This window comes from Vibrio fortis, from assembly GCF_000695685.1.
Taxonomy (GTDB): Bacteria; Pseudomonadota; Gammaproteobacteria; order Enterobacterales; family Vibrionaceae; genus Vibrio; species Vibrio fortis_A.
Map to the genome: position 1 here is coordinate 292,637 of NZ_JFFR01000033.1, position 23,556 is coordinate 316,192.

The following is a 23,556-nucleotide window of genomic DNA, read 5'->3' on the forward strand; positions in this document are numbered from 1 at the left end:
TAAATAGAAGAGGAGGAAGACTGAATCAGTTATTCGGCAACACTTTTCATTCCGAATGTTTTTAGTGTTTCAATTCTTACGTTACCGTTCTTAGCGTATACATAGAGGCCTGCACTGTCTTCATCAGAAAAGATGTTATTGGTCATCACAGTACGACCGCCATCGGTAAAGACTTCCACAGAAATACTGTCCATAAAGATACGGATATTTGCTCGATCCTTACTTGCACACTCTAGTGGGCATGTTCTACGCAAAGCAGAGCGGCTACCTGACTGGGTACGATCAAAGGCCAATTCGCCTTTCTTAAGATCCAACTCAATCAGTGTTTTCTGTTCACCTTTACTACGAATCTCAAACACAACGCTATCACAGTCGCTAGCAGCTAGGTCAATGTCAGCAATGATTTCACAGTGAACATTATCACCGGCTTCAAATGCGAACTTTTCACCATCGTTTAACTCTAGCTCTGTATGCCTTTTTGGCGAATGACGCAACTTTTCAACTTCTTGCACTGGTGTGAACTTCAGTTTCCCGTCGTGACATAAAGAGACTTCACGAGCCAATGTGATACTGCCGTACCAACCAAGTTCACTCGTATCGTAAGTGCCATCACACCATGGCATGAATGGCCATGAACCAATCCAAGCTTGGATGAGAGTACGCCCATTTTCATCATCGAAGACTTGTGGTGCGTAGTAGTCGAAGCCCCAATCTAATGAGCCCATAGTGGACCAATGGAACTTACCAGTTCGGTAGTCTAAGTCACCAACAAGGTAAACCACTTGGCGTTGTTGCATACCCATTGGTGAATACATAAGGACATGTTTGTCACCCAATTTGAAGATATTTGGGCACTCAAGCATTGTCCCCAATTCGCCCATACTTTCAACACAGTACCCTACGAATTCCCAATCGGTTAAATTGTCTGACTTGTGCAGACAGACTTTACCAAATCCATTGGTCTCGTAGTTTGATGCATTGATGAGATCACTCACGCCATCTGTTACACCTGTCACCATGTACCATGAGCCTTCATGCTTCCAAACCTTTGGATCGCGGAAGTCATGTAGGTTAATTCCCTCTGGTGGATCCGATAAGATTGGGTTTCCATCATATTTTTCGAAGTTGATACCATCCGTCGATGTTGCCATACATTGGACTTGGCGAGCTTGTGCGCATCCCGTGTAGAACAATGTCATCACGCCATCATTATTAACCGCACTACCGGTGAAGATACCGCCGCCATCCCAGCCGTCATATTCTTCGCTTGGTGCCAACGCTTCTGGCAGAGTTTCCCAGTGAATCAAATCCTCACTGACAGCGTGCCCCCAATGCATGGTGCCCCACTTTCCACTAAATGGGTGATGCTGATAGAAGAGGTGATATTTACCTTGATACTGAATCAAACCGTGCGGGTCATTAATCCAACCAACAGGGGCTTGATAATGGTAATGCTCACGCCAATGGTGCTGCTTGACTGTATCTTTATGCTCAGCGATGTAATCTTCAACTTGATCAATAATTGCCTGATGCTTCTTCTTATCGAATACCACAAGGACCTCCAATGTTATCGAAATATATTTAATTGCAACCTGCAATCAAATATATTTCATTTAATTGCAGCTAACAAATATAGTATGATGAACTTGAGATTACGCTCACATAAGTAAAGTAGAGCCTATTTCTAACTATATGATTTTATTGAAACTTAACTTTTTCAATATATTGTATAGAGCCATTGGAACGTTATTGCAGATCAAACTGGTCAGGAGAACTATGAACAAGCCTATGAAAAGCGGACTAGGCGTTTCGTTAGATGATGTACAAAATCATAATAAACGCGTGATTCTTAATGCACTTCACACAAGTGGTAGTTGCTCCAGAAAAGAGATAAGTCAACTCGTTGGGCTTGATCAAGCGACAGTGACACGAGCAATTAAACCGCTAATAGAACAAGGGCTAATCGTAGAAACTGGCGTACGAAAAGCCGCGCGTGGCCGGAGCTCTATCTATCTCGGATTCAACACTCAACACCTGCGAATTTTGTCTGTTCGAATACAACGTACTAACTTCTCTATTGATACCTTCGATCTCAATGGCGTTTCACTGACTAGCATAGTCAAACCAATCAATATCGATAATAGTCCAGAAGAGCTAATCGCGTATTTAACACAGCAAGTAAGCAATGTACTTCAAAAGCAAGAAGGTGATGTTCTAGGTATCGCTGTTGCTATGCCTGGGCCATTTTTAGAGCAAGACAATAAAATCATGCTAATGACGGATGCTAAAAACTGGCAAGATATTGATTTTATCTCTCATATGCGTGAACAATTTCCTGACCATCCAATTTATGCCGGTCACGATGCTAAATTGGCAGCACTTGCCGTTTGGCGTCAATTGCAAAACACTTATGATGCGAGTGTTTTATTGTATGTGTCTCTTGGACAAGGCGTGGGCTCAGGTTTGGTTATCGAAGGACAGGTTTACCATGGCAGCTTAGGTGCCGCAGGAGAAATTGGTCACACATCTATTAATTTTCAAGGGCCACAATGTAAATGTGGGAACCTAGGTTGCCTTGAGCTTTACAGCTCAACGACAGCCTTAATAGAACGCTACAAACTTGAAGCATCACTAGAGTCCGCAGATTTTGAAGTAGTAGTGAGTGCATTCCATAACCAAGAACAAGCTGCAATAAGTGCCGTCGACTATTTAGCTAAATGCTTAGCGCACGGTTTAGTTAATAACATTAACCAGCTAAACCCAGACTTGGTCGTCATTGGTGATGAACTGGCACAGTTAGGTACTGAGTTCTTAAGCCGCATTAAAGAACACACATTTCGATTACTGCTTCCAGATCTAGCAAACAATATCGAATTGGTTCTTGATGAAAGCCAGGAAGATTTAGTTCATAAAGGAAATTATCACAACGTGATGTCCAATGAACTACTTCTGCCTTTGGCGCATTTAGGGATTAAAGCCACTAATACAGCTGAAAGAACAAAATAAAGCTAGCTAACTCAAGCCAAACACAAATAGCCGCTAATCAGCGGCTATTTTCAGTTATCAGAGCGAATCTTCGCAGAGACTATTTTTCGTTTTGTCGACTACGGCTTCCATAAAAAACGCTGAATTAACTTAACCGACCTTCTTAATCATCGTCACCGGGTTGTACCCCTTCTCGCCCTTGCTGACTGGCTCACTTGGGTTGTAATGGCGCATAAGCACATTAAATTTGCCCGTATTATTGCCTTCCATAGTTGGAATATTGTTTGGCTGACCTTCACATCCAAAACGGAGAGTGTAGGTTCCATCAATGTTCATCACGGGTTCCATTTCACTCGAAATGTTGGCTTTATCGTTAAACATACGCCCATCAGCATTGTAAACCGTCGCTGACCAGAATGCCCCTGCCTTCGGGTCTTTGAAAGTCGTCTCGTAACATGCATTCGCATCGAAGTACTGACTGGTTTGATAGATGTTGTCTTCAACCATCGCACCACCCCAGCCACCAGCTGCGCCAACATAATTCATGTAATCAGTTTGGCCACTTTCTTTGTTACCAAATGCTTTTGATTGATCATAGCCGTCACTGAAGTCGATGTTGCCAGCTCTATCCGTGGCCTTAAATGACGCCATATCCCACTCCTTTACAACAAACGGCTTATCGCTGCTGGTTTCAATCTTCAGGTTACGGCGTGCATCATCTTCAAGAGCACGGACAATAACAAATGCGTGATCCGTTTTTGCGCTGATTTTGTGACGACCAGAACCGTAGATCATTGGCTGTGTTTCGTGGTTTTCATCGACGACTTGCAGTGACACATATTGGTCGGTTTCTGGAACTGTCACATAGACATCATCGTTCGACATATCGATGACAGAAACAGAATAGAAAGTGTCTCGATTCATTCGTACAACGAACTGCTCTTCAGGAACGCTGCTCGGTACAGGCATCTCAAAGAATGTGTTGATACCACCCGCTTTTTCTACCACCGCGCCGAGGCGCATATTCGTGTATGCCTGAGCAAAATTATCTTCCGTGACAATAGTTGGCGCTGCAATAACGCTGGTTGAGAATAAAGCGACAGCAGTAAGGGGAAATAGTGTTTTCATAGTAGCGACCTTTATATTTCAAAGTGAATGTCATTTGGAAGAGTATTGTTTGCTCCGCCGACAGTGATCACTTTATACTTCCAATATGGAAAGCGTGGAAAATAGGACTTGCCGATATGGAAAGTGTAGACTTGAACTTGCTGCGTACCTTTGTATTGCTGTGTCAGTCGAATAGCCTTAAAAGGGCTGGGATGAAACTGGGGATCTCAGAGAGCGCAGTCAGCAAGCAAATGGCCAAGCTAAGAGAGCAATTAGGACACCCACTTTTCGAGCGCACCACAGAAGGATTGAGACCAACGCACTACAGCAAATCTATTTTGCCCAAGATTGAACAAGCCTTATCCTTAATGCACTCCGCTACATCACCAGTGACATTCGACCCTGCTACCTATGAAGGGCCCATTACCCTCGCTTTCTTCGCCTCCACACTCGAATTTTCAGGTCTAAGTTTATTTAAGGAACTTTCGAAAACATTCCCCAAAGCACAAATTGAGCTGAAGACTTGGACATCAGATACAGAGCAAAAATTAGAAGAAGGTGATATCACCTTAGGTGTGCACTTTCTAAACGAAGACCGCAGCACCAATATCTTCCAGAAACGCATCATGGCCGACCAACTGGTGATCGCCGTATCAAAATCGTTGGGGCCACTAACATGGGAAGAGGCGTTGCAATTGCCTTTTATCAAGATCCGCAGTCAAGGCTGGAATGAAGACCGTTACCGATATTTAGAAATGTTGAGAAGCAATGGCATTAACCCCAACATCAGTATCACGGTGGACAATTTTTCAGTTGCGAGGCAGATTCTCGAGCAAGGAGAACACGCCTGCGTGCTAAGCGACAGTTGGAAGGACGCTTCGCTTAATACGATAGAGCCCCCCAAAGCGCTTAGGATTGATTTAAACCTTGTATCCTGCATGCGTCTTGTCGATCGTCAAAGCCCTCTAAATCTAGCGGTTCATGATGTGGTTAAAAGAGTTATGCTCGAGTCTAGATAGTTAATTCCCTTGCACGAGAGAAATGCTCGTTATCACTTTGTACAAACAAAAATAGCCGCAGATTCGCGGCTATTTTTAGTTATCTAAACGAAGCTTTTATGACTTTTACTTCTTCGTCTCTTCAACCACAGCCTTCATCAATACCGAAGTATCCATGCGACCTTCGCCTTGAGCAGATAGAGCTTTATATGCGTTGTTGGTTTTTTCCGTCAATGGAAGTTGGATGCCTTGGCGCTCAGCTTCATCTAAGCAGAAACCTAAGTCTTTGATCATCCAGTCGATAGCAAAGCCAAAGTCGAACTTGTTTTCCGACATCGTCACCGCGCGGTTCTCCATCTGCCATGAGCCAGCAGCGCCGTTTTTAAGGCAATCAACCAGAGTTTGAATGTCTAAGCCTGATTTCTCAGCAAGCACTAAGCCCTCAGACAGGCCGTTTAATACACCTGCAATACAGATCTGGTTAACCATTTTCGCGCGTTGGCCTTGGCCGACCTTACCCATAAGAACGGATGACTTACCATAAGCGTCGAATACAGGTTGCAGGTCATTGAATAGCTCTTGTTCACCACCACACATGATGGTTAGCACGCCGTTTTCTGCGCCCGCTTGACCGCCTGATACTGGTGCATCCATAAAACGAACACCAGCTTTGTTAGCAGCAACGTCAAGCTCTTCCGATAACAGTGCAGACGTCGTGGTGTGGTCGACAAGGATCGCGTTTGGCTTCATCGCCGCCAATGCACCTGTTTCGCTGGTCGTCATACTGCGAACGTCGTCATCGTTGCCAACACAAACCAACACTACGTCAGCTTCTGCTACACACTCCGCAACGGTCTCAGCGGCTTTACCTTGATATTTATCAGCCCAATCGAGTGCTTTGCTGTGAGTACGGTTAAATACCGTTACTTCGAAACCGGCTTTAACTAGGTGACCTGCCATTGGGAAACCCATCACACCCAGTCCGATAAAACTTACTTTCATTTATTGCTCCTTTTTATGAGGCGGGCGCTTCATTGTGAAAAGATCGAATGCTCTCAATCAGTGCATTAATCAGTAGCGTCAACGCCTTAGGCTGATATTTTCTCTCTTTGTACACTAAATATGCCTGTCGGTCACCTCGATGGTATTCAGGTAGGAGTTGAATGAGGTCCATATTGGGTGAGATATGACGAAACGGCAGTGAAGCGACACCTAAGCCATTCTCAACCGCTTCGGCGACTCGGTGGATATCATTGACCACAAACTTGGGTTGAATGCTGATATTGCGCTCAAGGGTATCTCCTTTATAGAGCGGAATGTCCGTCACATGGTCAACACTGACCCAGTCTTGCTGCGCCAACTGTTCTGGGGTGGTTATGGCACCTCTGCGCTCTAGGTATTTCTGACTAGTAAAGAAGCCGTGCTTGGCTTTAAACAGGGGGCGCGCAATCATCCCTTCCAAGTTGGAGACATTAAAGGTCACCAGCAAGTCACGATCCGTTTCTGGGACTAAATGTTGCTGACTCAAGACTAAATCCAATTGCACCTTAGGGTACTGGATCAGAAAATTCTCGATCGTGTTGCTCAGAAAGCTGCCATAAAAATTGTGTGGGACGGTCAGCTTAATCTTGCCCTGAATCACATCCTTGCCTTTGAGCAGATCCAAAAAACCAGCTTGCAATGACTCCATACCGCTACTGAGGGATTGAAACGCCGCTTCGCCATCCTCAGTCGCAACCAACTCTCGCCCTTTTTTCTCAAGCAGACGAATCCCAAGCCGCTCCTCTAAAGCAGATAGACGGCGGGACATGGTTGAGACAGGAAGCTGCAGTGAACGCGAGGCCGAAAGCAGAGAGCCTTTCTCTACCACAGCACAAAATAAAAACAGATCATCAATGTTTCCATATATGGAATTCATGGTTCTTTATATGCCTATTTTTCTCATTTGTGGATAAGAGTAACCTTAACCCAACGAACAAGAAAAATCATTAGGAGCAGAGATGAACAAAAAACTTCACTATGTCACTGCAACACTCTCTTCACTGGTCATGGCAGTACTGATGTCAGGCATAATTTCAGGTACTAAGATGGGCTTCAGCCACGATTGGCCACCAGTATGGCTAAACAGCTTTTTGTTGGCGTGGCCATGTGCACTGGTACTTAGCCTTACGCTACTGCCAAAAGTGAAAAAGCTCGCAGAGTGGATATGTAAACCAAGAGAATCACAACCGTCTCAAGTCGGGCTATGTGATGAATAGGGAGTCGACGAATGGTTTTTGTAATGGTTAAAGCCAAAAAGCACCGATTTTTTCATCGTTCCGGCGGAACAATGATCAAGGTAAAATCGCAGACATAAAAAAACCGAGCACATGGCTCGGTTTTTAGTATTCAAATGACAGTTCACTGAGCTGTCACGACAACGTAGAATTACAGCTCAGCGTTGTGGTAAACCTGTTGTACGTCATCACAGTCATCTAGAAGGTCTAGGAACTTCTGGAATTTCACTGCATCATCACCCGCTACAGGCGTGTGAGTTTGAGGTACGAACGTGATCTCTTCAACGTCTAGTGTTAGATCTGGGAAAGCAGCTGTTAGTGCAGTCTTAGTCTTGAAGAACTCTGTTGTTGGAGCGAATACAGTGATTACGCCGTCTTCTAGCTCAACGTCAGTTACGTCTACGTCTTCCATCATTAGCGTTTCTAGGATGATCTCGTCATCTTCGCCTTTGAATTGGAATACCGCTTGGTGAGCGAACATGTGAGAAACAGAACCTTCAACACCGATTTTCGCACCAGTCTTAACGAAACATTGGCGAACGTCTTGGAAAGTACGGTTACCGTTATCTGTTAGACAGTCAACGATTACGCTTGTGCCGCCAGGGCCGAAACCTTCGTAACGAGCTGGTACGTAGTCTTCACCACCACCGCCGTTTGCTTTATCGATCGCTTTGTCGATAACGTGTGCAGGTACTTGGTCTTTTTTCGCTTTAGCAATCAGGTGCTTAAGCGATAGATTCATATCTGGATCTGAACCGCCATTCTTCGCACACATGTAAATTTCTTTACCGTACTTGGAATAAACTTTAATTTTTGCGCCTGCTGTTTTCGCCATAGAGGCTTTACGCACTTCAAAACTTCTTCCCATCGGGATCTTCTCTCTGATTCAATTAACGGGGCAAATTCTAGCAAAAAACCGCATCATTTCAATTCTGCGGCATTGCTGGGGTAAGCGTGGTCTGCAATTATGCGACACCCATTACCTGTTTGTATTTCTCCACAGACTGATCAAACCAAGCTTTCTCTTGTGGGTCGGTAAGCTTCATTGCTTCTTCAACAATGGCTTCAGGGCCACATTTTGCCTGCTTCAATTGCCATACGAGGAATGAAGCCTGCTTATCCAGCTCGATCTTGTTTTTCTCATCGGGTGGAAGGAGTGAAAGGTTGATAGACATTTTCAGCCTCAGTCTGTAGTAAACTTGGCCGAGAAATATAGCATATAGGGCTCTAGTAAAACCAATATTATAAGAAGAATTCAATAAGAAAGAGGCTCACACAGAGCCCCTAGCTTGCCTATTTAAGCGATGATGGCACTCTCATCACAAATAAATCACAAATCCCCTAAATGCTTGACGCAACTCGTCAACAATATCGTTGTTAGACATCTGGTCTGAACTCATCGCATTTGGCCGCACAGATAAAATCGTTGTTATGGAGCCCCTTAATGGAGTGACTCCACCATGTCACGGTCACTTTGCCCCATTCCAATAATATTGAAGGGTGATGAAACTCTTCTTCAGCCAATTCTGCGACTTGATTGCTGAATGCCCACGCCAGCTTAAAATTCTTAAAGCGATAGGTTTTCTCCAACTGCGGAATACCCTCTCTGATGACAATCTCCCAGTCATGCAGCTCTTTTAGTAGAGTCTGTTGCTCTGATTCATTCAACGCTTTGGCATCACTGGTACAGGCTTCGCATTTTAATTCATTCAGCATGTGTCGCTTCCTTCGGTTCAAAAAGTGGTGGTAACAGCCCAGACTGACGAGCTAAATCGGCTTGGGCGATGAGGTCTCGTTGGCTTAATTGAAACAAGTGCGCTAGACCATCAATAACAAAATATTTCGGCTGCATGATGTCTATTCGATAAGGCGTTCTGAATACAGTCTGAAGATCGAACGTTTCTCGAATGACGCTTGGCTCTTCCAATGCGTAGAGCGTTTCTGCTGGCGATGACAGAATCCCCCCCCCATAGATTTTGGTTTGTCCTTGCTCTTTGACTAAACCGAACTCAACGGTAAACCAGTATAGGCGAGCAAGATAAGCACGCTGCTTTGGCGTCGCAGCTTGACCCAAGCGGCCATAATGTTCAGTGAACGATGCAAAACTGGCATTGGTAAGCATCGCACAGTGGCCAAATATTTCATGGAAAAAGTCCGGCTCTTGCAAGTAGTCGAACTCGTCACGGGTTCTTAAAAAGGTCGCGACAGGGAAACGCTTGCTGCCAAGCAGTGCAAAGAAGCGGTCGAAATCAATCAAAGCGGGCACAGGCTCCACCTGCCACCCTGTGGTGGAGGCTAATACTCGATTGATTTCAGGTAGTTGCGGTACTCGGTCTAAAGGCAAATCCAATAAACGTAACCCCTGCAAATAAGCCTCACAGGCTCGATTTTGGATCACATTTAGCTGCCTACTAACCAAGTCATGCCAAATCGCATCTTCTTGGCTGTTCCAATCTACCCACCCATCTTGGCTGACAGGTTTAGAATGATAATGAGTCACTGCTTCCCTCCAATTGCTTCCCTACTTTAAGCGTATCCGCCCTCCCCTTAACCGCCAGTTTGTACAGATGGATTAGCAACACGAAACCTGTAACAAATATTTTACATTAATTTTAGTTGTATGATTTTATTGGACTTTTAAATACATAACAGTGGGAATAACACCGCCTAGTTCACTCAAAGGCTATACAAGTGAGGTGCTAGCGTGTTGATAGCCATTGTTTGACTTTGGAGATCGTCGGTACAAGACTGAATCTATTAATTTTTTATCGAAGAGGCACTCATGGATAAGAGTGAACCAATCTGGCAACCAAGCTCTGAGCGCATTGCTCAAGCGAACATCACAAGGTACATGGATCAACTAAGCCAACAGGGTTTAAATCTTGATGGTTACCCCGCACTGCATCAATGGTCTATTGAGGAACCAGAGCGTTTCTGGGGGCAAACCTGGGAGTTTTGTGGTGTGGTAGGTTCACAAGGGAAACATACCGCCATTTTAGGTGAGCCTCGTTGGCAGCAGTCACAGCCAAATCGAGATACCTTGTGGTTCCCCGAGGCCAAACTCAACTACGCTGAAAACCTGCTTAAGCATACCCACCAGCAACAAGACACTCTGGCGATATGGTTCGAAAATGAGTTGGGTGAACAGACTCAATACACTTGGCAGACACTGTATGACGATGTCTCTCGTGTTCAGCAGTGGTTGATGGAGTGCGGAGTGACGAAAGGCGATACGGTCGCTGCGTATACTCCGTATTTACCAGAGGTGGTGGTCGCGATGCTCGCCGCTACCAGTTTAGGAGCAACTTGGACGTCAACCTCGCCCGATTTTGGTGTGGAAAGCGTTTTAGAGCGCTTTGGACAAGTTCAACCGAAAGTGTTGTTTACCTGTGATGGCTACTCTTTTAATGGTAAGCACTTCGATATGTCAGAGAAAAACCACGCGCTTTCTCAGCAAATATCAGGGTTAGAGCAAGTCTGTCAGATAAGCTACGCTAACAAAGCCAGTGCACCAGCGTCCCCCTCTCAGCAAAACTGGCAAGCGATTATCTCTTCTTACCAAGCTAGAACCATCGAGTTTACTCAAGTGAGTTTTAATGAGCCGCTGTTTGTTCTCTACTCTTCAGGAACCACAGGCAAACCGAAATGCATTGTGCACAGCGTCGGTGGCACCCTGCTCAACCACCTGAAAGAGCATCAACTGCATTGCGACATCAAGCCACACGATCGCGTATTCTATTACACCACCTGTGGCTGGATGATGTGGAACTGGCATGTTTCTGCACTGGCGAGTGGGGTTTGCTTAGTGATATTTGATGGCAGCCCAATGTGCCCAAATCCAAGTGTTTTATGGGATCTGGCTGCACGAGCCGACGTAAGCCTATTTGGTACCTCAGCGAAGTATTTAGAAGCGCTAGAAAAGGTTCCATTTCACCCTGCAGAGCACACCGCTTTGCCCGCGCTGAAGACGCTCTGCTCTACCGGTTCAGTGCTATATCCTGAGCAATTCGATTTTGTCTACCAATCGATAAAATCCGACTTACATCTCGCTTCGATTTCTGGTGGCACCGATATTTGTGGCTGCTTTGTGCTGGGCAACCCTATTTCTCCGGTTTATCGAGGAGAGTGCCAAGCTGCTGGCCTAGCCGTGGATGTAAGAGTGTTTAGCAGTCACGGAGAGGCCATAACCGAACAACGAGGCGAACTGGTGTGCTGCAACTCACTCCCCAACTTCCCGAACGGATTTTGGAATGACAATGGTGAACGCTATCACGACACCTATTGGAGCCGTTTTGAGGATACTTGGCACCACGGAGACGATGTAAAGCAGAGCGACAATCGAGGTTTTGTATTCTTCGGACGTCGCGATGCAACACTCAACCCCGGTGGCGTGCGTATCGGTACGGCGGAAATCTACCAACAGGTGAATCATATCGAGGGGATCGTCGACTCTATCGCCGTGGGCAAAGCAGCTGAGCGCAATGAAGAGATCTGGCTATTCGTTCAACTGGAATCACAAATAGAGCTTACCGAGCCTTTAAAGGCGACCATTAAGAGCCAGTTGAAATCTGCGTGTTCACCAAGGCATGTCCCGAGCCAAATCTTTGTGATCAGTGACATTCCTAAAACCCGCTCCGGTAAGTTGGTGGAGCTAGCCGTGAAACAGGTCGTTAATGGCAACCTCGTCGAGAACATCGGTGCGATCGCCAATGCCGAGGTACTAAAAGAGATAGAGCAAATGATTACGAAAAAGGGATAGCCGCTCATACGCGGCTACCCCTTTCAAGATCTTGTTGCTACTTGTCCCTCAGATTAACTGCCCGCGTCCTCTTGGTTCTCGGGCAGAGCATCAATAAAGGCCTGCTGTTGATTACACGCTGCAACGATCGAGTTAATCAGCGGATAGGGTGACATATCTACTCCAAACCTTTGTGCGTTATACACTTGTGGGACCAAACAGATATCGGCAATCGACGGTGAGTCCGTCACACTGAACCGACACGAGCCGTGCTCCGCTCTATACTTTGCAAGCTTCTCTTCAAGCGCCGAGAACCCTTGCCCAATCCAGTGATGCATCCATTTCACCTTGGCTGATTGCTCACAGCCTAGCTCTCGCTCTAAGTACTGCAGAACGCGCAGATTGTTAAGCGGATGAACATCAACCGCGATGTCTTGAGCTAACGCCAATGCCTGATAGCGCAGCGGCGTTTGTGTCGGAATCACTATGCTGGATGGGTACTCGTCATCCAAATATTGGATGATAGCCAAGGACTGGTTAAGGCAAATTTCACCGTCCACCAGCACAGGAACTAACTCGGCGGCATTCAAGCGGTGATATTCAGCACTGTGCTGCTCACCGCCTTCACGCAACAGATGAATCGATTGTGACTGGTAACTAAGCTGTTTTAGGTTGAGACAGATCCTGACTCGATAAGCCGCTGATGATCGCCAATATCCGTAAAGCTTGATCCTTTCACTCATCGCTTACCCTCTACTTACGAGCCTTGATACTTAATCACTTGTTGCTCAATGGCACCGAAGATCGATTGCCCTTCCCAGTTCAACATCTCCAATTTGATCGAGTCACCAAAGGTCATAAAGCGCGTCTTAGGTTGACCATCACGAATGGTTTCAATCATGCGCACCTCTGCGATACATGAATAGCCAACCCCCCCCTCTTGAATGGAGGTGCCATGATCAGTGCCCTGTTTATTCGACACGGTGCCAGAACCGATGATGGTACCTGTCGACAATGGACGTGTTTTTGAGGCGTGCATAACCAGCTGCGCAAAATCAAACGTCATATCAACTCCAGCATTGGGGCAACCAAACGGCTCGTTGTTATAGGTCGAGATCAGAGGAAGATGGACTTTGCTCTGGTGCCAGTCCTGCCCTAACTCATCTGGGGTAACGGCCACGGGCGAGAATGCAGATGAGGGTTTTGATTGGAAAAAGCCAAAACCCTTGGCTAGTTCGGCTGGGATTAACCCTCGCAGAGAGACATCGTTCACCAGCATTAACAAGCGAATCGACGCTTCTGCCTGCTCTCGATTTGCTCCCATCGGCACATCACCAGTGATCACGGCGACTTCCCCTTCAAAGTCTATCCCCCATTCATCACTCGCAAATTCAATGTCATCGCGAGGACCAATGAAAGAGTCGGAACCGCCCTGGTACATCAACGGATCGCTCCAAAAGCTCTCTGGTATCTCCGCACCACGCGCCTTTCTGACCAATTCAACATGGTTGACATAAGCGCTACCATCCGCCCATTGGTAGGCTCGCGGCAGTGGTGATTCACAGTTAACCGGTTCAAAAGGTTCGCTATGTTCGACGCTCTGATCGTTAAGCGCTTCATACAATTCGGATAGTGGTAATTCTACCTGTTGCCAATGATCCATGGCCGTCTGCATCGTCGGCGAGAGATGCAGTGCGTGGAAAATCTCTGTTGCAGGGACACATCGAGAAAGATCTCGGCTCACGACCATCAATAGCCCATCGCGAGTCCCATTTTTCTTGGTTGCTAATTTCATCCTTGCTCCCTACTTCTCTTGCCAACTGTAGACATATTGTTTGTTCTCTACCACGTCGAGCTCATCAGCAAACGATAGAGCGTGGCGTGTATCAATCATGACGGCGACTTCATCGGTAAAGGTTTTCTTATGCTCTAATCCCGCCTTGAAGGCTTTAGGGTGTGGGCCATGCGAGAAGCCCGCAGGATGAAACGTCACCATCCCGGCTTCGATGTTGTCGCGACTGAAGAAGTCACCCGCATGATAGAAGAGCACTTCGTCATAATCGTCATTGTTGTGGTAGAACGGCACTTTCAGCGCACCGGGGTCGCTCTCTATCGGACGTGGTACAAAAGTGCACACCACAAATCCAGCCCCCACAAAAGTCGTGTGGGCAGATGGCGGTAAGTGATAACGGTGTGACATTAAAGGTCGGATATCGCGCCAATTGACCTTCACAACCGCCAGATCACCATGCCAACCAATCGCATCTAACGGATTAAATGGATAGGTGATCACACTAGTCTGGTCATGGCGTTTTACATGAACCTGAGTTTCGTTTTCTGAATATTGAGCTTGGAATGCTTCATCGATGGAAGGCACCTCAAGCACGGCCGGATCGAACACCGCATGATTCCCAACCATGCCCTTCTCCGGCAAGGTATACGCAGCGTCGGTGTTTTCAATCATCAAGATAAACATCGGCTCGTTAGGCTCTAAACGCCAGCTGGTGGAGCGCGGGATCATGACGTAGTCACCATCCCTCACTTCTAAGTGTCCATAATCACAGTAAAGGTGTGCGCTGCCTTGATGAATGAACAACAGCTCATCACCATCGGCATTACGGACTAGGTGCTCCATACTCTTTTCAACTTTCCAAACTCGAATCTTGCAGTCCGCATTGTGCAACAAGTGTGGCACTTGCCAAGGCGACACCTGAACAGCGGATTCAACCCGAGTAAAGTCAAAGGCGCGAGGACGTAGCTCCCCCTCCCATTGCGACCAACCCGTGGGAGCGTGTTGATGGTGAAAGTGTGCAGCAGGGCCAAAGAAGCCGCTTCGACCTGCTTCGCGCTCATAAATCGCCTCCTTCGGAAAGTCGGCGTGCGCTTGCTTAGAGCAAGTTCCCTCACGATGAGGAAAAGGGATCCATTTACTCATCGGTCAACACTCCGCGTCGGATCTGATCCTCTTCAATCGATTCAAACAGCGCTTTAAAGTTACCTTCACCAAAGCCCTCGTTACCTTTGCGTTGAATGATCTCGAAGAACACCGGCCCAATAACGGTTTGCGTGAAGATCTGAAGTAAGATGCCATCTTTGGTGGGTGCACCATCGATCAGGATGCGCAAATCACGTAAACGACTGGTATCTTCACCATGGCCTTTAACGCGCTGATCGACCTTCTCATAGTAGGTGTCAGGCGTTGGCATAAAATCCATGCCTCGGTCACGCAGGGTCGAAACAGTTTGATAGATATCGTCAGTAGTCAGGGCAATGTGCTGAATCCCTTCGCCGTTGTATTCGCGAATGAACTCCTCAATCTGAGATTTATCATCGGAAGACTCATTGATTGGGATACGGATCTTGCCACACGGTGCAGTCATGGCACGGCTTACAAGACCTGTAAGTTTACCCTCGATATCGAAGTAGCGAATCTCTCTGAAGTTACCGATACGCTCGTAAAAACCTGACCATAAATCCATATTGCCTTGTTTCACGTTGTGGGTCAGGTGGTCTATCTCGTACAAGCCGACATCGGCACCTGCTAGCCTTTGGTCCGCATCATCATAGAAGCGGAAATCGACGTCATAGATACTCTGTTTTCCATAGCGGTCAACGAAATACAAAAGACTCTCGCCGATTCCATAAATCGCGGGAATACTGAGCTCCATCGGGCCAATATCAGTGATGTACTCCTCGCCGCCATTGTCCAATGCTTGTTTCAGCGCCACATTGGCATCATGAACACGAAAAGCCATGCCACAGACCGATGGGCCATGCACTCTCGCAAACTCCTCAGCTTGGCTGTGAGGCTGCGCATTGACGATAAAACTGATGTCCCCTTGTCGATATAGCCACGCCTCCTTTGAGCGGTGCTTGGCAATCTCGGCAAAACCCAGTGACACAAACAGCGCCTTCAGTTGCTCTATCCCTTCATCATTAGCTGCTGTGTACTCAACGAATTCAAAACCATCCGTACCTAACGGGTTGTAGCTATCGACCATGTTTCTCTCCTTGTGAAAATTGCAGCACGCAGAACGCGCTTAACTTAAACTTGGAACAGAACTCGTGAGATTGAAAATCCTCAACAAAATCAGCAAAAACCACCTTTCACAATGAAAAATGTAAACGAGATGTTACACCCAAGAATAAAAAGGCTGAAAGCTAACCCAATCAAGCGATTGAGGCTTAAAGGCGGGGTTTACAAGGCAAGTCAAGTGTGAATGAATTGTTACATTGAAGCTTGTCGGCAGAATTCGGTGTCGCGTTGATAATGAAGTCACGCGAGCATAAAAAACGGTCCATACAACTCATCTTGTATGGCCCGTTTACAATTAATAAAGAAGTTAAATGATCTGCTGCTCGACTCCATCTTTATCGAGCACCTTCTTCGGCAGACTCAAAAACTTCTCGGCAGCAGCGAGCAGCTTGTGCTGATTCACAGGTTTAGCGATAAACTCATCCATCCCCGCTTCGAAGCAGAGGTGCTTGTCTCTTTGCACCACGTTAGCGGTTAAAGCAACGATTGGTACATGTCGCTCAGACCCTTCTTCGATGGCGCGAATCAGCTTGGTTGCTTCGAAGCCGTCGAGGACAGGCATTTGGCAATCCATGAACACGATTTTGTAGTCGGCTTTTTGATACATCTCGACACCGATCTTACCGTTCTCAGCAATATCGACTTCAAGCCCCAATTTCTTGATCATCATTTTGGCAACTTGCTGATTCACTCGAGAATCCTCAACCACCAGCGCTTTACCCTCGAATTGAGGCAGTGGCGCTTGCTCAACTGGCGGCTCTACTTCTGGTTTCGGCTGCTCAGTAGCGACGGTTTTGAAAGAAACTTCGCCTCGATTTGCATAGGTAAAGCCTTGTTCAGATGCTCTATTTGAGAGGACACGGTTCACCGTCCACTTCAGTTGGTTATCATGATAAGGGCGTGCAATGTATGCGACATACCCCACCTGTTTGGCTCTCTGTTCGTCTTCAAGGTGCGGATCGGCGGATATCATCACAAGCAGCGGACACTGATCTTTAAATCGTTGAGTTAAAGTATCAGCCAATTGGAAACCATCGACTGATGGCATCACTTTGTCGATCAATATCAAATCGTAAGGGGTGTTTTTCTCCAATGATTGAGCAACAAGTTCAACGGCTTTGTCAGCGCCATCACAGCTCTGAGACTGACAACCAAATGCCTTCAGTTGTGCCGAGGTAATACGCATATTGAGCTGGCTGTCGTCCACAAGCAGTACCGACACCTTGCTCATATCCACTTGGGTTTGCGTCACTTCACTGCATACATCAAAGTCAGCCGAGAAGTAGAAAGAGCTTCCCTTGCCTTCGATACTGTACAGCTCGAGCTTAGAGTCCATCAGCGTGACAATTTTCTCACAAATAGCGAGCCCGAGCCCGGTACCACCATAGTTACGAGTGGTACTGCCATCGGCTTGTTGGAACTTCTCAAAGATGCTGCGCTGCTTATCTTCCGCGATACCTATACCGCTGTCTTTCACCTCAAACTTGATTCGAGCTTTGTCGCAGTTAGGAGCGCCATTTAATGATGGCTCTAGAGACAGAGAAAGAGTCACATGGCCCTGCTCAGTAAACTTAATAGCATTACCGACTAAGTTGTTCAGCACTTGGCGAAGTTGCGTACCATCACCTTTGATCACAGCAGGAATACGCGGGTCGGTGATCAGCTGGAATTTGAGGCCTTTCTGTTCGGCTTTGATACGGAAGGTCGATTCTACATCATCGATAATATTGGCAATACGGAATGGTTCAGATTGCAGGTCGAGGTGCCCTGCTTCGATTTTTGAATAGTCGAGGATGTCGTTGATCAGATCCAGCAGCGTTAATGATGAGGTATTGAGCATGCGCACATACTCTTTTTGCTCTTTTGGCATATCCATATCTGCCAATAAAGATGACAAGCCAATGATCCCATTCATCGGAGTACGTATCTCATGGCTCATGTTTGCCAAGAACTCACTCTTGTTTTGATTGGCCACTTCAGCAGCTTCTTTAGCTTGCTTCAACTCTTCATACTGTTGACGAATACGTTCTACTGATTGGTTGTAACTGTACTCAAGTGTGGTGATCTCATCAGAATAGGTGTGCCCAACGGGTGTGAGCTTTTGCGGTCCGGCTTGCTGGTCTTGTTCATCTATTTGGTTAGAGATTGTCTTCAAACGTCGAACGACAAGACGATAGACGACCGTCAGGCAGACAAGTGAAAGCAGGAATACCTTCACTGCTTCAAACACGGCTAACACAAGTACACGATCAACAAAGTCATTCAGAATCAAATTGAGATCAGACTGCACCGTCAGTTTTGCGAGAGGATAATCTTTCCCCCCCATCTGATAAACCATATCCCAAGTTTTCGAATAGGCTCTACCGACAATCGGCTGTCCTAGCTCGATCACAACTTGATTGCTATCTTCAATAAGCAGGTAACTGACCGTCGGCAGTTGAAAAACACTCTCAGCCTGAACACGCAGTTGGTCGCGGTCTTCAACCCAGAGGCTTGAGGTTAGTCCTGGTAGATGGCCTGTTTTTACTTGGTCAATTTGAGTGCTGATGTAAGAAACGCGATCTTGGTACTCAACATATAGGCTGAGCCCTGTCACAATAACAGTGAACAAAGTGCTGATAGCGATGATTATCCCGATAAGTTGACGAGACAGTCCGATATAGCGCTTTCCTTGTTTCACCATAGATAAATTCCGTTTTTTAAGTTTAGTAAATTACTATTACTCAACTAGTATAATAGTAGTCGTCCTACAAATAACCAGGGAAGGTTATGAAAAAATATCTTCTTTCAACTGCAATAGCAGCTTTATTTTCAAGTGGTTACGCTGTGTCATCAGAACCACTTCATTACTACATCATTGCCAGCCAAGCTCAGCCTTTTCAAATAGAAGAGGAAGGCGGCGCTCACGAAGGCATGGTCACCGATATTGTTGAAGCCGTATTTCAAGACAGCGATTACGACATCAACTATCACACCTACCCATTCAATCGCATGATCTCGAAGCTTGAAGCTCGCGAGAATGACAACTGGGTAACCTATGGCAGCCCAAGCTGGGGAAATATCCAAGCTGAGAACCTTTCAGACATTCCGATTTACAATGTAAAACACTCTCTCCTCAGCAGCGGAAAAAAACCATTTGAGTTCAATACTATCGATGACTTAGAAGGCAAAGCAGTAGTATTACTATTAGGTTTTGAATATCCAAACCTTGAGCCCTACATTGCCGAAGGTAAGCTCAACGAGATTCGAGTAAAGGACTATACTGCCGCCTTCCGTGTTCTTAACCGTACCCCAGGTGACACTGTGTTTGTTGAGATGGAGTCACGCATTAAGTACAACCTCAACGATCAAAACCTCGACATCAATGACTACCAGCTGCAAAGGTTCGGTTCGGTAATCAGTGACTATCCGATTCACCTCGCCTTTGACCCTCAAATGAAGCCTGAACTGCAATCATTTATCAATCAGCGCTTGGTAGAAATGAGAGATAATGGGCAACTTGATGATATTGTTGGTAAATACCTTTAATTAGCCAGATATCTCAACCCAAGCGAAAGCCTCAAGATTATCTTGGGGCTTTTTTAGTGATGAACTTTAAAACTCTCTCTAGGGCGTGCAAACAGTAGAGGTACCGACAGCAAGTCACGCTCACTGTGTGTTGCTACAGGCTTTAAGCAGACGGGCTGATCATTAAGCTGACTACGAACACTCATCAAAATCTTGCCGAGGTGGTTTTCACCTGTCCCGTCTCCCCCATCTCCCCAGAAGCTATCCTTGTGCGAGTGTTCCTTGATGACTGAGTCGCCGGTATTGATAAGAAACAGAGCAAAACAAGGGTTCTGTTTGAATTTCTCGGTCACAATAAAGCGCATTACCTCGACGCGAATGTCATACCAATCTTCACGCACTTGTGCATCATAGTCGCGGCTCAATGCGAAGGCCTCCGCAGGCGAGCTTGCCATGTAAATCTGCTGTCTAAGCTTCTCGCAGGTAAACTTCATCGCTTGGTAATAGTGTTCGCTGGTCGCCCATATCTCATCGCCAACGCGAATCGGACAGGCCGCGAAATTTGAAAGGTAACCGTTTGGGTCTTCTGGCTCGTAAAACAGAACCTCTTTGCAGTTCGCCATCCTCTACTCCTCACCAACAGTGCATCTCAGCGCTTATCTTTTTCTTTTAAAATTAGTGCTGCGTGATAGTGGTGTCAAATAGAGTGAGTCAGTGAAATGTGAGTCTGTGAATGGGGTTCACTTAACCGCAAGGTCAGCGTGCTGTAAATAGAGTGGAAATACAGATAGAGCGACGCTTGGCCGCTCTAAAAGGAATAATCAAAGATCAGTGAATCAAACCTAATTCTCTCGCTTCTTCAAGGCTCAGACCGCTTTCTCTAATTTCTCTAAGAGCCTCAATACGACGGCGAGCTTCAGCCGACTTCATCTGTTTCTCTGGTTTTAGGGATACTTCTTCATCACCATCCCACTTGTTGGCAATGTTCGTCATTTCATCATGGTTGATTGAATTAATGGACATGTTTTCCTCCGAAAAGCACCATGTAATGGACAGCTAATCTGTAGCAAATGCCATTTCTGTTGTTAAGATTTTCTGTACCGAAATGTGATGATTCCGACGCTTCATAAAGCTAATTAACAAATGCCTCATTTAAACTTTGCCAAGCCGAATTTATGCCATTACATTTAAAAGATTCCCCATAAGAAATGTGGTTTGATCTAACTCCCACTTTTCGCCACCTCACAACTCACTTCCTCACCTGAAAATTCCTGCAAACAGGTGCAAATTAATTACGAGTCACTTCAATATTTCTATGCTCTCTGCTTTCCCTAAAAGCACAACATGATATTGATAATTATTATCAATATCATAACGAGCGATAACTATGTCCAGTGAACTAAAAAGCACGCCATTGATTGAGGTAAAAAACCTCTGCGTGGACTACATCACCGACGATGGTGACTTCAATGCGGTGAAATCCGTGAGCTTTCATATTAGCAAAGGGGAGATTTTTGGCCTCGCCGGTGAGTCAGGTTGCGGTAAAAGCACCATCGCCTTTGCCATTAACCGTCTGCACAAGCCGCCAGCATTTATTTCCGGTGGAGAAATTTTGTTTGATGGGAAAGACCTTCTAAAACTCTCAGACTCGCAACTTAACACTCTACGCTGGAGCGAGATTGCCATGGTATTCCAAAGTGCCATGAACTCGCTCAATCCAGTCCTAACCATTCAAGAGCAGTTCGCCGATGTGCTTCGACACCATAAAGGGATGAGCGACGAGCAAGCTAAAGACCGAGCCGAAAAGCTCTTAGACTTGGTGAACATTCCACGCAATCGTCTCTCAGAGTATCCGCACCAGTTTAGTGGTGGGATGCGACAACGCCTTGTTATCGCCATCGCACTGGCACTCAACCCTAAGCTGATCATCATGGATGAACCGACTACGGCGCTTGACGTTGTAGTGCAGCGAGAAATCTTGCAGCAGATACACCAACTACGTGAAGAGTTTGGCTTCTCTATCCTCTTCATCACCCACGACTTGGCGTTGATGAGCCAGTTGTGTGACCGCATTGCCATTATGCGCTATGGCCAGATTGTTGAGGTCAACGACGCGCATGAGATCCGCAATAACCCACAACATGAATACACCCAAAAACTGTGGAGTTCATTCCCAAACATTCACGAACAGTCACACGCGATTGCGAGCTAGGAGAGCATGATGCAACAGCCAATTATCCAAGTTAAAAACGTCGTTAAAGAGTTCACTGTCGGTGGTGGATTGGGCAAAGAAGAGATTTTTAGAGCGCTACACGGGGTCAGCTTCGACCTCTACGCGGGTAAGACTCTGGCGCTGGTGGGCGAATCAGGTTGTGGTAAAAGCACCTGTGCGAGATTGATGACCAAGGTCTACCCTGCCACTGAAGGTGAGATTTTGTTTAATGGTCAGGACATCTCTACGCTCAAGAGTCGTAAAGAGGTTCTGGACTACCGCAGCAAGGTACAGATGGTATTCCAAGACCCATTCGGCTCACTCAACCCAACCCATACCATTGAACATCATCTGACTCGCCCACTTAAGATTCATAAACAGGTCGACTCTAAACAAGCCCTTGAGAGCCGCCTCAAGGAGTTATTAGAGCTGGTTGAGCTTCCTATCGAAACTTTAGCTAAGTATCCACATGAGCTCAGTGGGGGCCAAAGACAGCGTGTTAACCTCGCAAGAGCGCTAGGTGTGGGCGCACAAGTCATCTTGGCTGACGAGCCAACCTCGATGCTCGATGTATCGATTCGTTTGGGTGTACTCAATCTCATGCAACGAATGAAGAAAGAGCTCGGTATTGGTTTTCTCTATATTACTCATGATCTTGCTACTGCTCACTACATCGCTGAAGAGACCGCAGTGATGTACAAAGGGCAGATCGTCGAGTGGGGCTCAACCCAATCGATCCTCACCAACCCGCAACATCCATACACTAAGCTGCTGATCTCAGCGGTACCGGATCCTGATCTTCCATTTGGCGAACTGGTAAAAAATGAACCAAACTATTCGGTAGATGCGGATCTCGTGCGCGAGCGAAGCAGTATTATTCAGCATAAGGTGAATAAAATTGCTGAAAATCACTATGTAAAACATTGGGATAGTGTTGCATGAATGAACTAGACGCATGGTTAGAGAACATCGAAAATTGGTATCGTTCTCGAAAGCATGATCAAGTGAGTAAACTTGAAAGTCTGATCTTAACGCCTCCAGACGCGATCTGGGGGCCGTTGATTGATGATAAGCAGAGCAAAGCCATTGCATGTTGGCTCGATGGCTGTTTACGAGTTTATACCCACTACAAACAATCCACTACCGACCAGTCAGAGAAGGCCTTTCAGTTTGTCATGTTTGCCTACAGTAAGCTTCAGGCAGTGTCGAGCGACGCAGCAGCTGAAACGGAGCTTCGTGATTGGTGCACTAAACGCATGCAGCACTTGTGTGTGCTCGCACTTGAGTTTGCCAACCAACAACAGGATCCGCGATGGCAAAGCGAATCGGAAAGGTTGATCGAATCGCATGTGAAATTCATGACTCACCACCCTCACAACCGTGATCAAGTAGGTCACTCCTCTTACACCCACTGATAACGGAAAGATGATCAAGGTAATTAACGGGCGTTTCGATCTCACTCTTGATCATGCTTTCGATAATCAAACAAGATCAATAGCCGACTAATTTCATTATTAGTGAGTTTACCTACTGATTTTAAAACAAAAAAAAGCGAGCTCCAGTGGAACTCGCGAAAAATCTATTCAGTATGATGTAACAAAATATGAGCCAATCTATTAATCATAAGAAAGGACAAAAGGTTGTCTATTCGGGATAAATAATAACCAGCATCCTCATGGCCAATGTCAGTGAATTGT

The 23,556-nt window shown here is 46.2% G+C and carries 23 protein-coding genes; 8 read left to right on the forward strand and 15 right to left on the reverse strand.

What is annotated here, in order from left to right:
* Positions 1-29 precede the first annotated feature (29 nt).
* Positions 30-1,553: a glycoside hydrolase family 32 protein gene (locus VFDL14_RS00530; RefSeq protein ID WP_032553708.1), complete on the reverse strand. Its 1,524-nt coding sequence runs from the start codon at positions 1,551-1,553 to the stop codon at positions 30-32.
* 223 nt (positions 1,554-1,776) lie between these two features.
* Between VFDL14_RS00530 and VFDL14_RS00525 the strand changes: the two genes are divergently transcribed.
* The gene (locus tag VFDL14_RS00525) at positions 1,777-3,006 is read left to right on the forward strand and encodes an ROK family transcriptional regulator (protein ID WP_050487508.1); all 1,230 of its coding nucleotides are present in this window, start codon (positions 1,777-1,779) and stop codon (positions 3,004-3,006) included.
* Between the two features lie 129 nt (positions 3,007-3,135).
* Here the strand turns inward: VFDL14_RS00525 and VFDL14_RS00520 are convergent, their stop codons facing one another.
* Positions 3,136-4,113, reverse strand: a complete 978-nt coding sequence (locus VFDL14_RS00520; protein WP_032553709.1) for a DUF1254 domain-containing protein — start codon at positions 4,111-4,113, stop codon at positions 3,136-3,138.
* Between the two features lie 116 nt (positions 4,114-4,229).
* Here VFDL14_RS00520 and VFDL14_RS00515 point away from each other — a divergent pair, with 116 nt between their 5' ends.
* Positions 4,230-5,111, forward strand: coding sequence for a LysR family transcriptional regulator (locus tag VFDL14_RS00515; RefSeq protein ID WP_032553710.1), 882 nt, complete (start codon positions 4,230-4,232; stop codon positions 5,109-5,111).
* A gap of 105 nt (positions 5,112-5,216) precedes the next feature.
* On the opposite strand, the gene VFDL14_RS00510 is transcribed toward VFDL14_RS00515, so the two are convergent.
* Together VFDL14_RS00510 and VFDL14_RS00505 are read right to left on the reverse strand one after the other, a co-directional pair.
* Positions 5,217-6,092 carry an NAD(P)-dependent oxidoreductase gene (locus VFDL14_RS00510; RefSeq protein WP_032553713.1) on the reverse strand — a complete coding sequence of 292 codons (876 nt, stop codon included), beginning with the start codon at positions 6,090-6,092 and terminating at the stop codon, positions 5,217-5,219.
* 13 nt (positions 6,093-6,105) lie between these two features.
* On the reverse strand, positions 6,106-7,008 hold the full coding sequence (locus VFDL14_RS00505; RefSeq protein ID WP_032553714.1) for a LysR family transcriptional regulator: 903 nt from the start codon (positions 7,006-7,008) through the stop codon (positions 6,106-6,108).
* 82 nt (positions 7,009-7,090) lie between these two features.
* Here VFDL14_RS00505 and VFDL14_RS00500 point away from each other — a divergent pair, with 82 nt between their 5' ends.
* Positions 7,091-7,348: a DUF2798 domain-containing protein gene (locus tag VFDL14_RS00500; RefSeq protein WP_032553716.1), complete on the forward strand. Its 258-nt coding sequence runs from the start codon at positions 7,091-7,093 to the stop codon at positions 7,346-7,348.
* Between the two features lie 169 nt (positions 7,349-7,517).
* Here VFDL14_RS00500 and VFDL14_RS00495 read toward each other — a convergent pair whose 3' ends face one another.
* From VFDL14_RS00495 to phhA, 4 genes are all read right to left on the reverse strand, one after another.
* Positions 7,518-8,234: a YebC/PmpR family DNA-binding transcriptional regulator gene (locus tag VFDL14_RS00495; RefSeq protein ID WP_032553717.1), complete on the reverse strand. Its 717-nt coding sequence runs from the start codon at positions 8,232-8,234 to the stop codon at positions 7,518-7,520.
* A gap of 97 nt (positions 8,235-8,331) precedes the next feature.
* On the reverse strand, positions 8,332-8,541 hold the full coding sequence (locus VFDL14_RS00490) for a DUF3283 family protein (RefSeq protein ID WP_032553719.1): 210 nt from the start codon (positions 8,539-8,541) through the stop codon (positions 8,332-8,334).
* 202 nt (positions 8,542-8,743) lie between these two features.
* Positions 8,744-9,082, reverse strand: coding sequence for a 4a-hydroxytetrahydrobiopterin dehydratase (locus VFDL14_RS00485; RefSeq protein WP_032553721.1), 339 nt, complete (start codon positions 9,080-9,082; stop codon positions 8,744-8,746).
* A complete protein-coding gene (gene phhA / locus VFDL14_RS00480) occupies positions 9,072-9,866 on the reverse strand; it encodes a phenylalanine 4-monooxygenase (protein ID WP_032553722.1) in 795 nt (264 codons plus the stop codon). The genes VFDL14_RS00485 and phhA overlap by 11 nt, the downstream gene beginning before the upstream one ends.
* A 282-nt stretch (positions 9,867-10,148) precedes the next feature.
* Here phhA and VFDL14_RS00475 point away from each other — a divergent pair, with 282 nt between their 5' ends.
* On the forward strand, positions 10,149-12,125 hold the full coding sequence (locus tag VFDL14_RS00475) for an acetoacetate--CoA ligase (RefSeq protein ID WP_032553723.1): 1,977 nt from the start codon (positions 10,149-10,151) through the stop codon (positions 12,123-12,125).
* Between the two features lie 53 nt (positions 12,126-12,178).
* Here the strand turns inward: VFDL14_RS00475 and maiA are convergent, their stop codons facing one another.
* From maiA to VFDL14_RS00450, 5 genes are all read right to left on the reverse strand, one after another.
* Entirely contained in the window at positions 12,179-12,847 is a 669-nt protein-coding gene (gene maiA / locus VFDL14_RS00470; RefSeq protein WP_032553724.1) for a maleylacetoacetate isomerase, read from the reverse strand.
* Between the two features lie 14 nt (positions 12,848-12,861).
* The gene (locus VFDL14_RS00465; RefSeq protein ID WP_032553726.1) at positions 12,862-13,899 is read right to left on the reverse strand and encodes a fumarylacetoacetate hydrolase family protein; all 1,038 of its coding nucleotides are present in this window, start codon (positions 13,897-13,899) and stop codon (positions 12,862-12,864) included.
* A gap of 9 nt (positions 13,900-13,908) precedes the next feature.
* Positions 13,909-15,039 (reverse strand): homogentisate 1,2-dioxygenase, encoded by a 1,131-nt coding sequence (locus VFDL14_RS00460; RefSeq protein WP_032553727.1) that lies wholly within the window; start codon positions 15,037-15,039, stop codon positions 13,909-13,911.
* Positions 15,032-16,105, reverse strand: coding sequence for a 4-hydroxyphenylpyruvate dioxygenase (hppD, locus tag VFDL14_RS00455; RefSeq protein ID WP_032553729.1), 1,074 nt, complete (start codon positions 16,103-16,105; stop codon positions 15,032-15,034). The genes VFDL14_RS00460 and hppD overlap by 8 nt, the downstream gene beginning before the upstream one ends.
* A 342-nt stretch (positions 16,106-16,447) precedes the next feature.
* Entirely contained in the window at positions 16,448-18,823 is a 2,376-nt protein-coding gene (locus VFDL14_RS00450; RefSeq protein ID WP_032553730.1) for a response regulator, read from the reverse strand.
* Positions 18,824-18,909: 86 nt separating this feature from the next.
* On the opposite strand from VFDL14_RS00450, the gene VFDL14_RS00445 reads away from it, so the two are divergent.
* Positions 18,910-19,668, forward strand: a complete 759-nt coding sequence (locus VFDL14_RS00445; protein ID WP_032553732.1) for a substrate-binding periplasmic protein — start codon at positions 18,910-18,912, stop codon at positions 19,666-19,668.
* A gap of 53 nt (positions 19,669-19,721) precedes the next feature.
* Here the strand turns inward: VFDL14_RS00445 and VFDL14_RS0123575 are convergent, their stop codons facing one another.
* Positions 19,722-20,270 (reverse strand): NADAR family protein, encoded by a 549-nt coding sequence (locus tag VFDL14_RS0123575; protein WP_084181934.1) that lies wholly within the window; start codon positions 20,268-20,270, stop codon positions 19,722-19,724.
* Positions 20,271-20,475: 205 nt separating this feature from the next.
* Positions 20,476-20,670 carry a PA3496 family putative envelope integrity protein gene (locus VFDL14_RS00440; protein ID WP_032553733.1) on the reverse strand — a complete coding sequence of 65 codons (195 nt, stop codon included), beginning with the start codon at positions 20,668-20,670 and terminating at the stop codon, positions 20,476-20,478.
* Between the two features lie 364 nt (positions 20,671-21,034).
* On the opposite strand from VFDL14_RS00440, the gene VFDL14_RS00435 reads away from it, so the two are divergent.
* From VFDL14_RS00435 to VFDL14_RS00425, 3 genes are read left to right on the forward strand one after another with little or no spacing between them, the layout of a single operon-like run.
* Positions 21,035-21,859, forward strand: a complete 825-nt coding sequence (locus VFDL14_RS00435) for an ABC transporter ATP-binding protein (RefSeq protein WP_032553734.1) — start codon at positions 21,035-21,037, stop codon at positions 21,857-21,859.
* Positions 21,860-21,868: 9 nt separating this feature from the next.
* Positions 21,869-22,801: an ATP-binding cassette domain-containing protein gene (locus tag VFDL14_RS00430; protein ID WP_032553735.1), complete on the forward strand. Its 933-nt coding sequence runs from the start codon at positions 21,869-21,871 to the stop codon at positions 22,799-22,801.
* Positions 22,798-23,274, forward strand: a complete 477-nt coding sequence (locus tag VFDL14_RS00425; protein ID WP_032553737.1) for a hypothetical protein — start codon at positions 22,798-22,800, stop codon at positions 23,272-23,274. The genes VFDL14_RS00430 and VFDL14_RS00425 overlap by 4 nt, the downstream gene beginning before the upstream one ends.
* Positions 23,275-23,556: the final 282 nt, after the last annotated feature.

Bases quoted from the DNA above. Each gene is read 5' to 3' on its own strand.
- VFDL14_RS00450 (WP_032553730.1), bottom strand. From the start codon at position 18,823: ATGGTGAAACAAGGAAAGCGCTATATCGGACTGTCTCGTCAACTTATC.
- VFDL14_RS00460 (WP_032553727.1), bottom strand. From the start codon at position 15,039: ATGAGTAAATGGATCCCTTTTCCTCATCGTGAGGGAACTTGCTCTAAG.
- VFDL14_RS00525 (WP_050487508.1), top strand. From the start codon at position 1,777: ATGAACAAGCCTATGAAAAGCGGACTAGGCGTTTCGTTAGATGATGTA.
- hppD (WP_032553729.1), bottom strand. From the start codon at position 16,105: ATGGTCGATAGCTACAACCCGTTAGGTACGGATGGTTTTGAATTCGTT.
- VFDL14_RS00505 (WP_032553714.1), bottom strand. From the start codon at position 7,008: ATGAATTCCATATATGGAAACATTGATGATCTGTTTTTATTTTGTGCT.
- VFDL14_RS00510 (WP_032553713.1), bottom strand. From the start codon at position 6,092: ATGAAAGTAAGTTTTATCGGACTGGGTGTGATGGGTTTCCCAATGGCA.
- maiA (WP_032553724.1), bottom strand. From the start codon at position 12,847: ATGAGTGAAAGGATCAAGCTTTACGGATATTGGCGATCATCAGCGGCT.
- VFDL14_RS00520 (WP_032553709.1), bottom strand. From the start codon at position 4,113: ATGAAAACACTATTTCCCCTTACTGCTGTCGCTTTATTCTCAACCAGC.
- VFDL14_RS00490 (WP_032553719.1), bottom strand. From the start codon at position 8,541: ATGTCTATCAACCTTTCACTCCTTCCACCCGATGAGAAAAACAAGATC.
- VFDL14_RS00440 (WP_032553733.1), bottom strand. From the start codon at position 20,670: ATGTCCATTAATTCAATCAACCATGATGAAATGACGAACATTGCCAAC.
- VFDL14_RS00500 (WP_032553716.1), top strand. From the start codon at position 7,091: ATGAACAAAAAACTTCACTATGTCACTGCAACACTCTCTTCACTGGTC.
- VFDL14_RS0123575 (WP_084181934.1), bottom strand. From the start codon at position 20,270: ATGGCGAACTGCAAAGAGGTTCTGTTTTACGAGCCAGAAGACCCAAAC.
- VFDL14_RS00445 (WP_032553732.1), top strand. From the start codon at position 18,910: ATGAAAAAATATCTTCTTTCAACTGCAATAGCAGCTTTATTTTCAAGT.
- VFDL14_RS00465 (WP_032553726.1), bottom strand. From the start codon at position 13,899: ATGAAATTAGCAACCAAGAAAAATGGGACTCGCGATGGGCTATTGATG.
- VFDL14_RS00425 (WP_032553737.1), top strand. From the start codon at position 22,798: ATGAATGAACTAGACGCATGGTTAGAGAACATCGAAAATTGGTATCGT.
- VFDL14_RS00495 (WP_032553717.1), bottom strand. From the start codon at position 8,234: ATGGGAAGAAGTTTTGAAGTGCGTAAAGCCTCTATGGCGAAAACAGCA.
- VFDL14_RS00485 (WP_032553721.1), bottom strand. From the start codon at position 9,082: ATGCTGAATGAATTAAAATGCGAAGCCTGTACCAGTGATGCCAAAGCG.
- VFDL14_RS00515 (WP_032553710.1), top strand. From the start codon at position 4,230: ATGGAAAGTGTAGACTTGAACTTGCTGCGTACCTTTGTATTGCTGTGT.
- VFDL14_RS00435 (WP_032553734.1), top strand. From the start codon at position 21,035: ATGTCCAGTGAACTAAAAAGCACGCCATTGATTGAGGTAAAAAACCTC.
- VFDL14_RS00430 (WP_032553735.1), top strand. From the start codon at position 21,869: ATGCAACAGCCAATTATCCAAGTTAAAAACGTCGTTAAAGAGTTCACT.
- VFDL14_RS00475 (WP_032553723.1), top strand. From the start codon at position 10,149: ATGGATAAGAGTGAACCAATCTGGCAACCAAGCTCTGAGCGCATTGCT.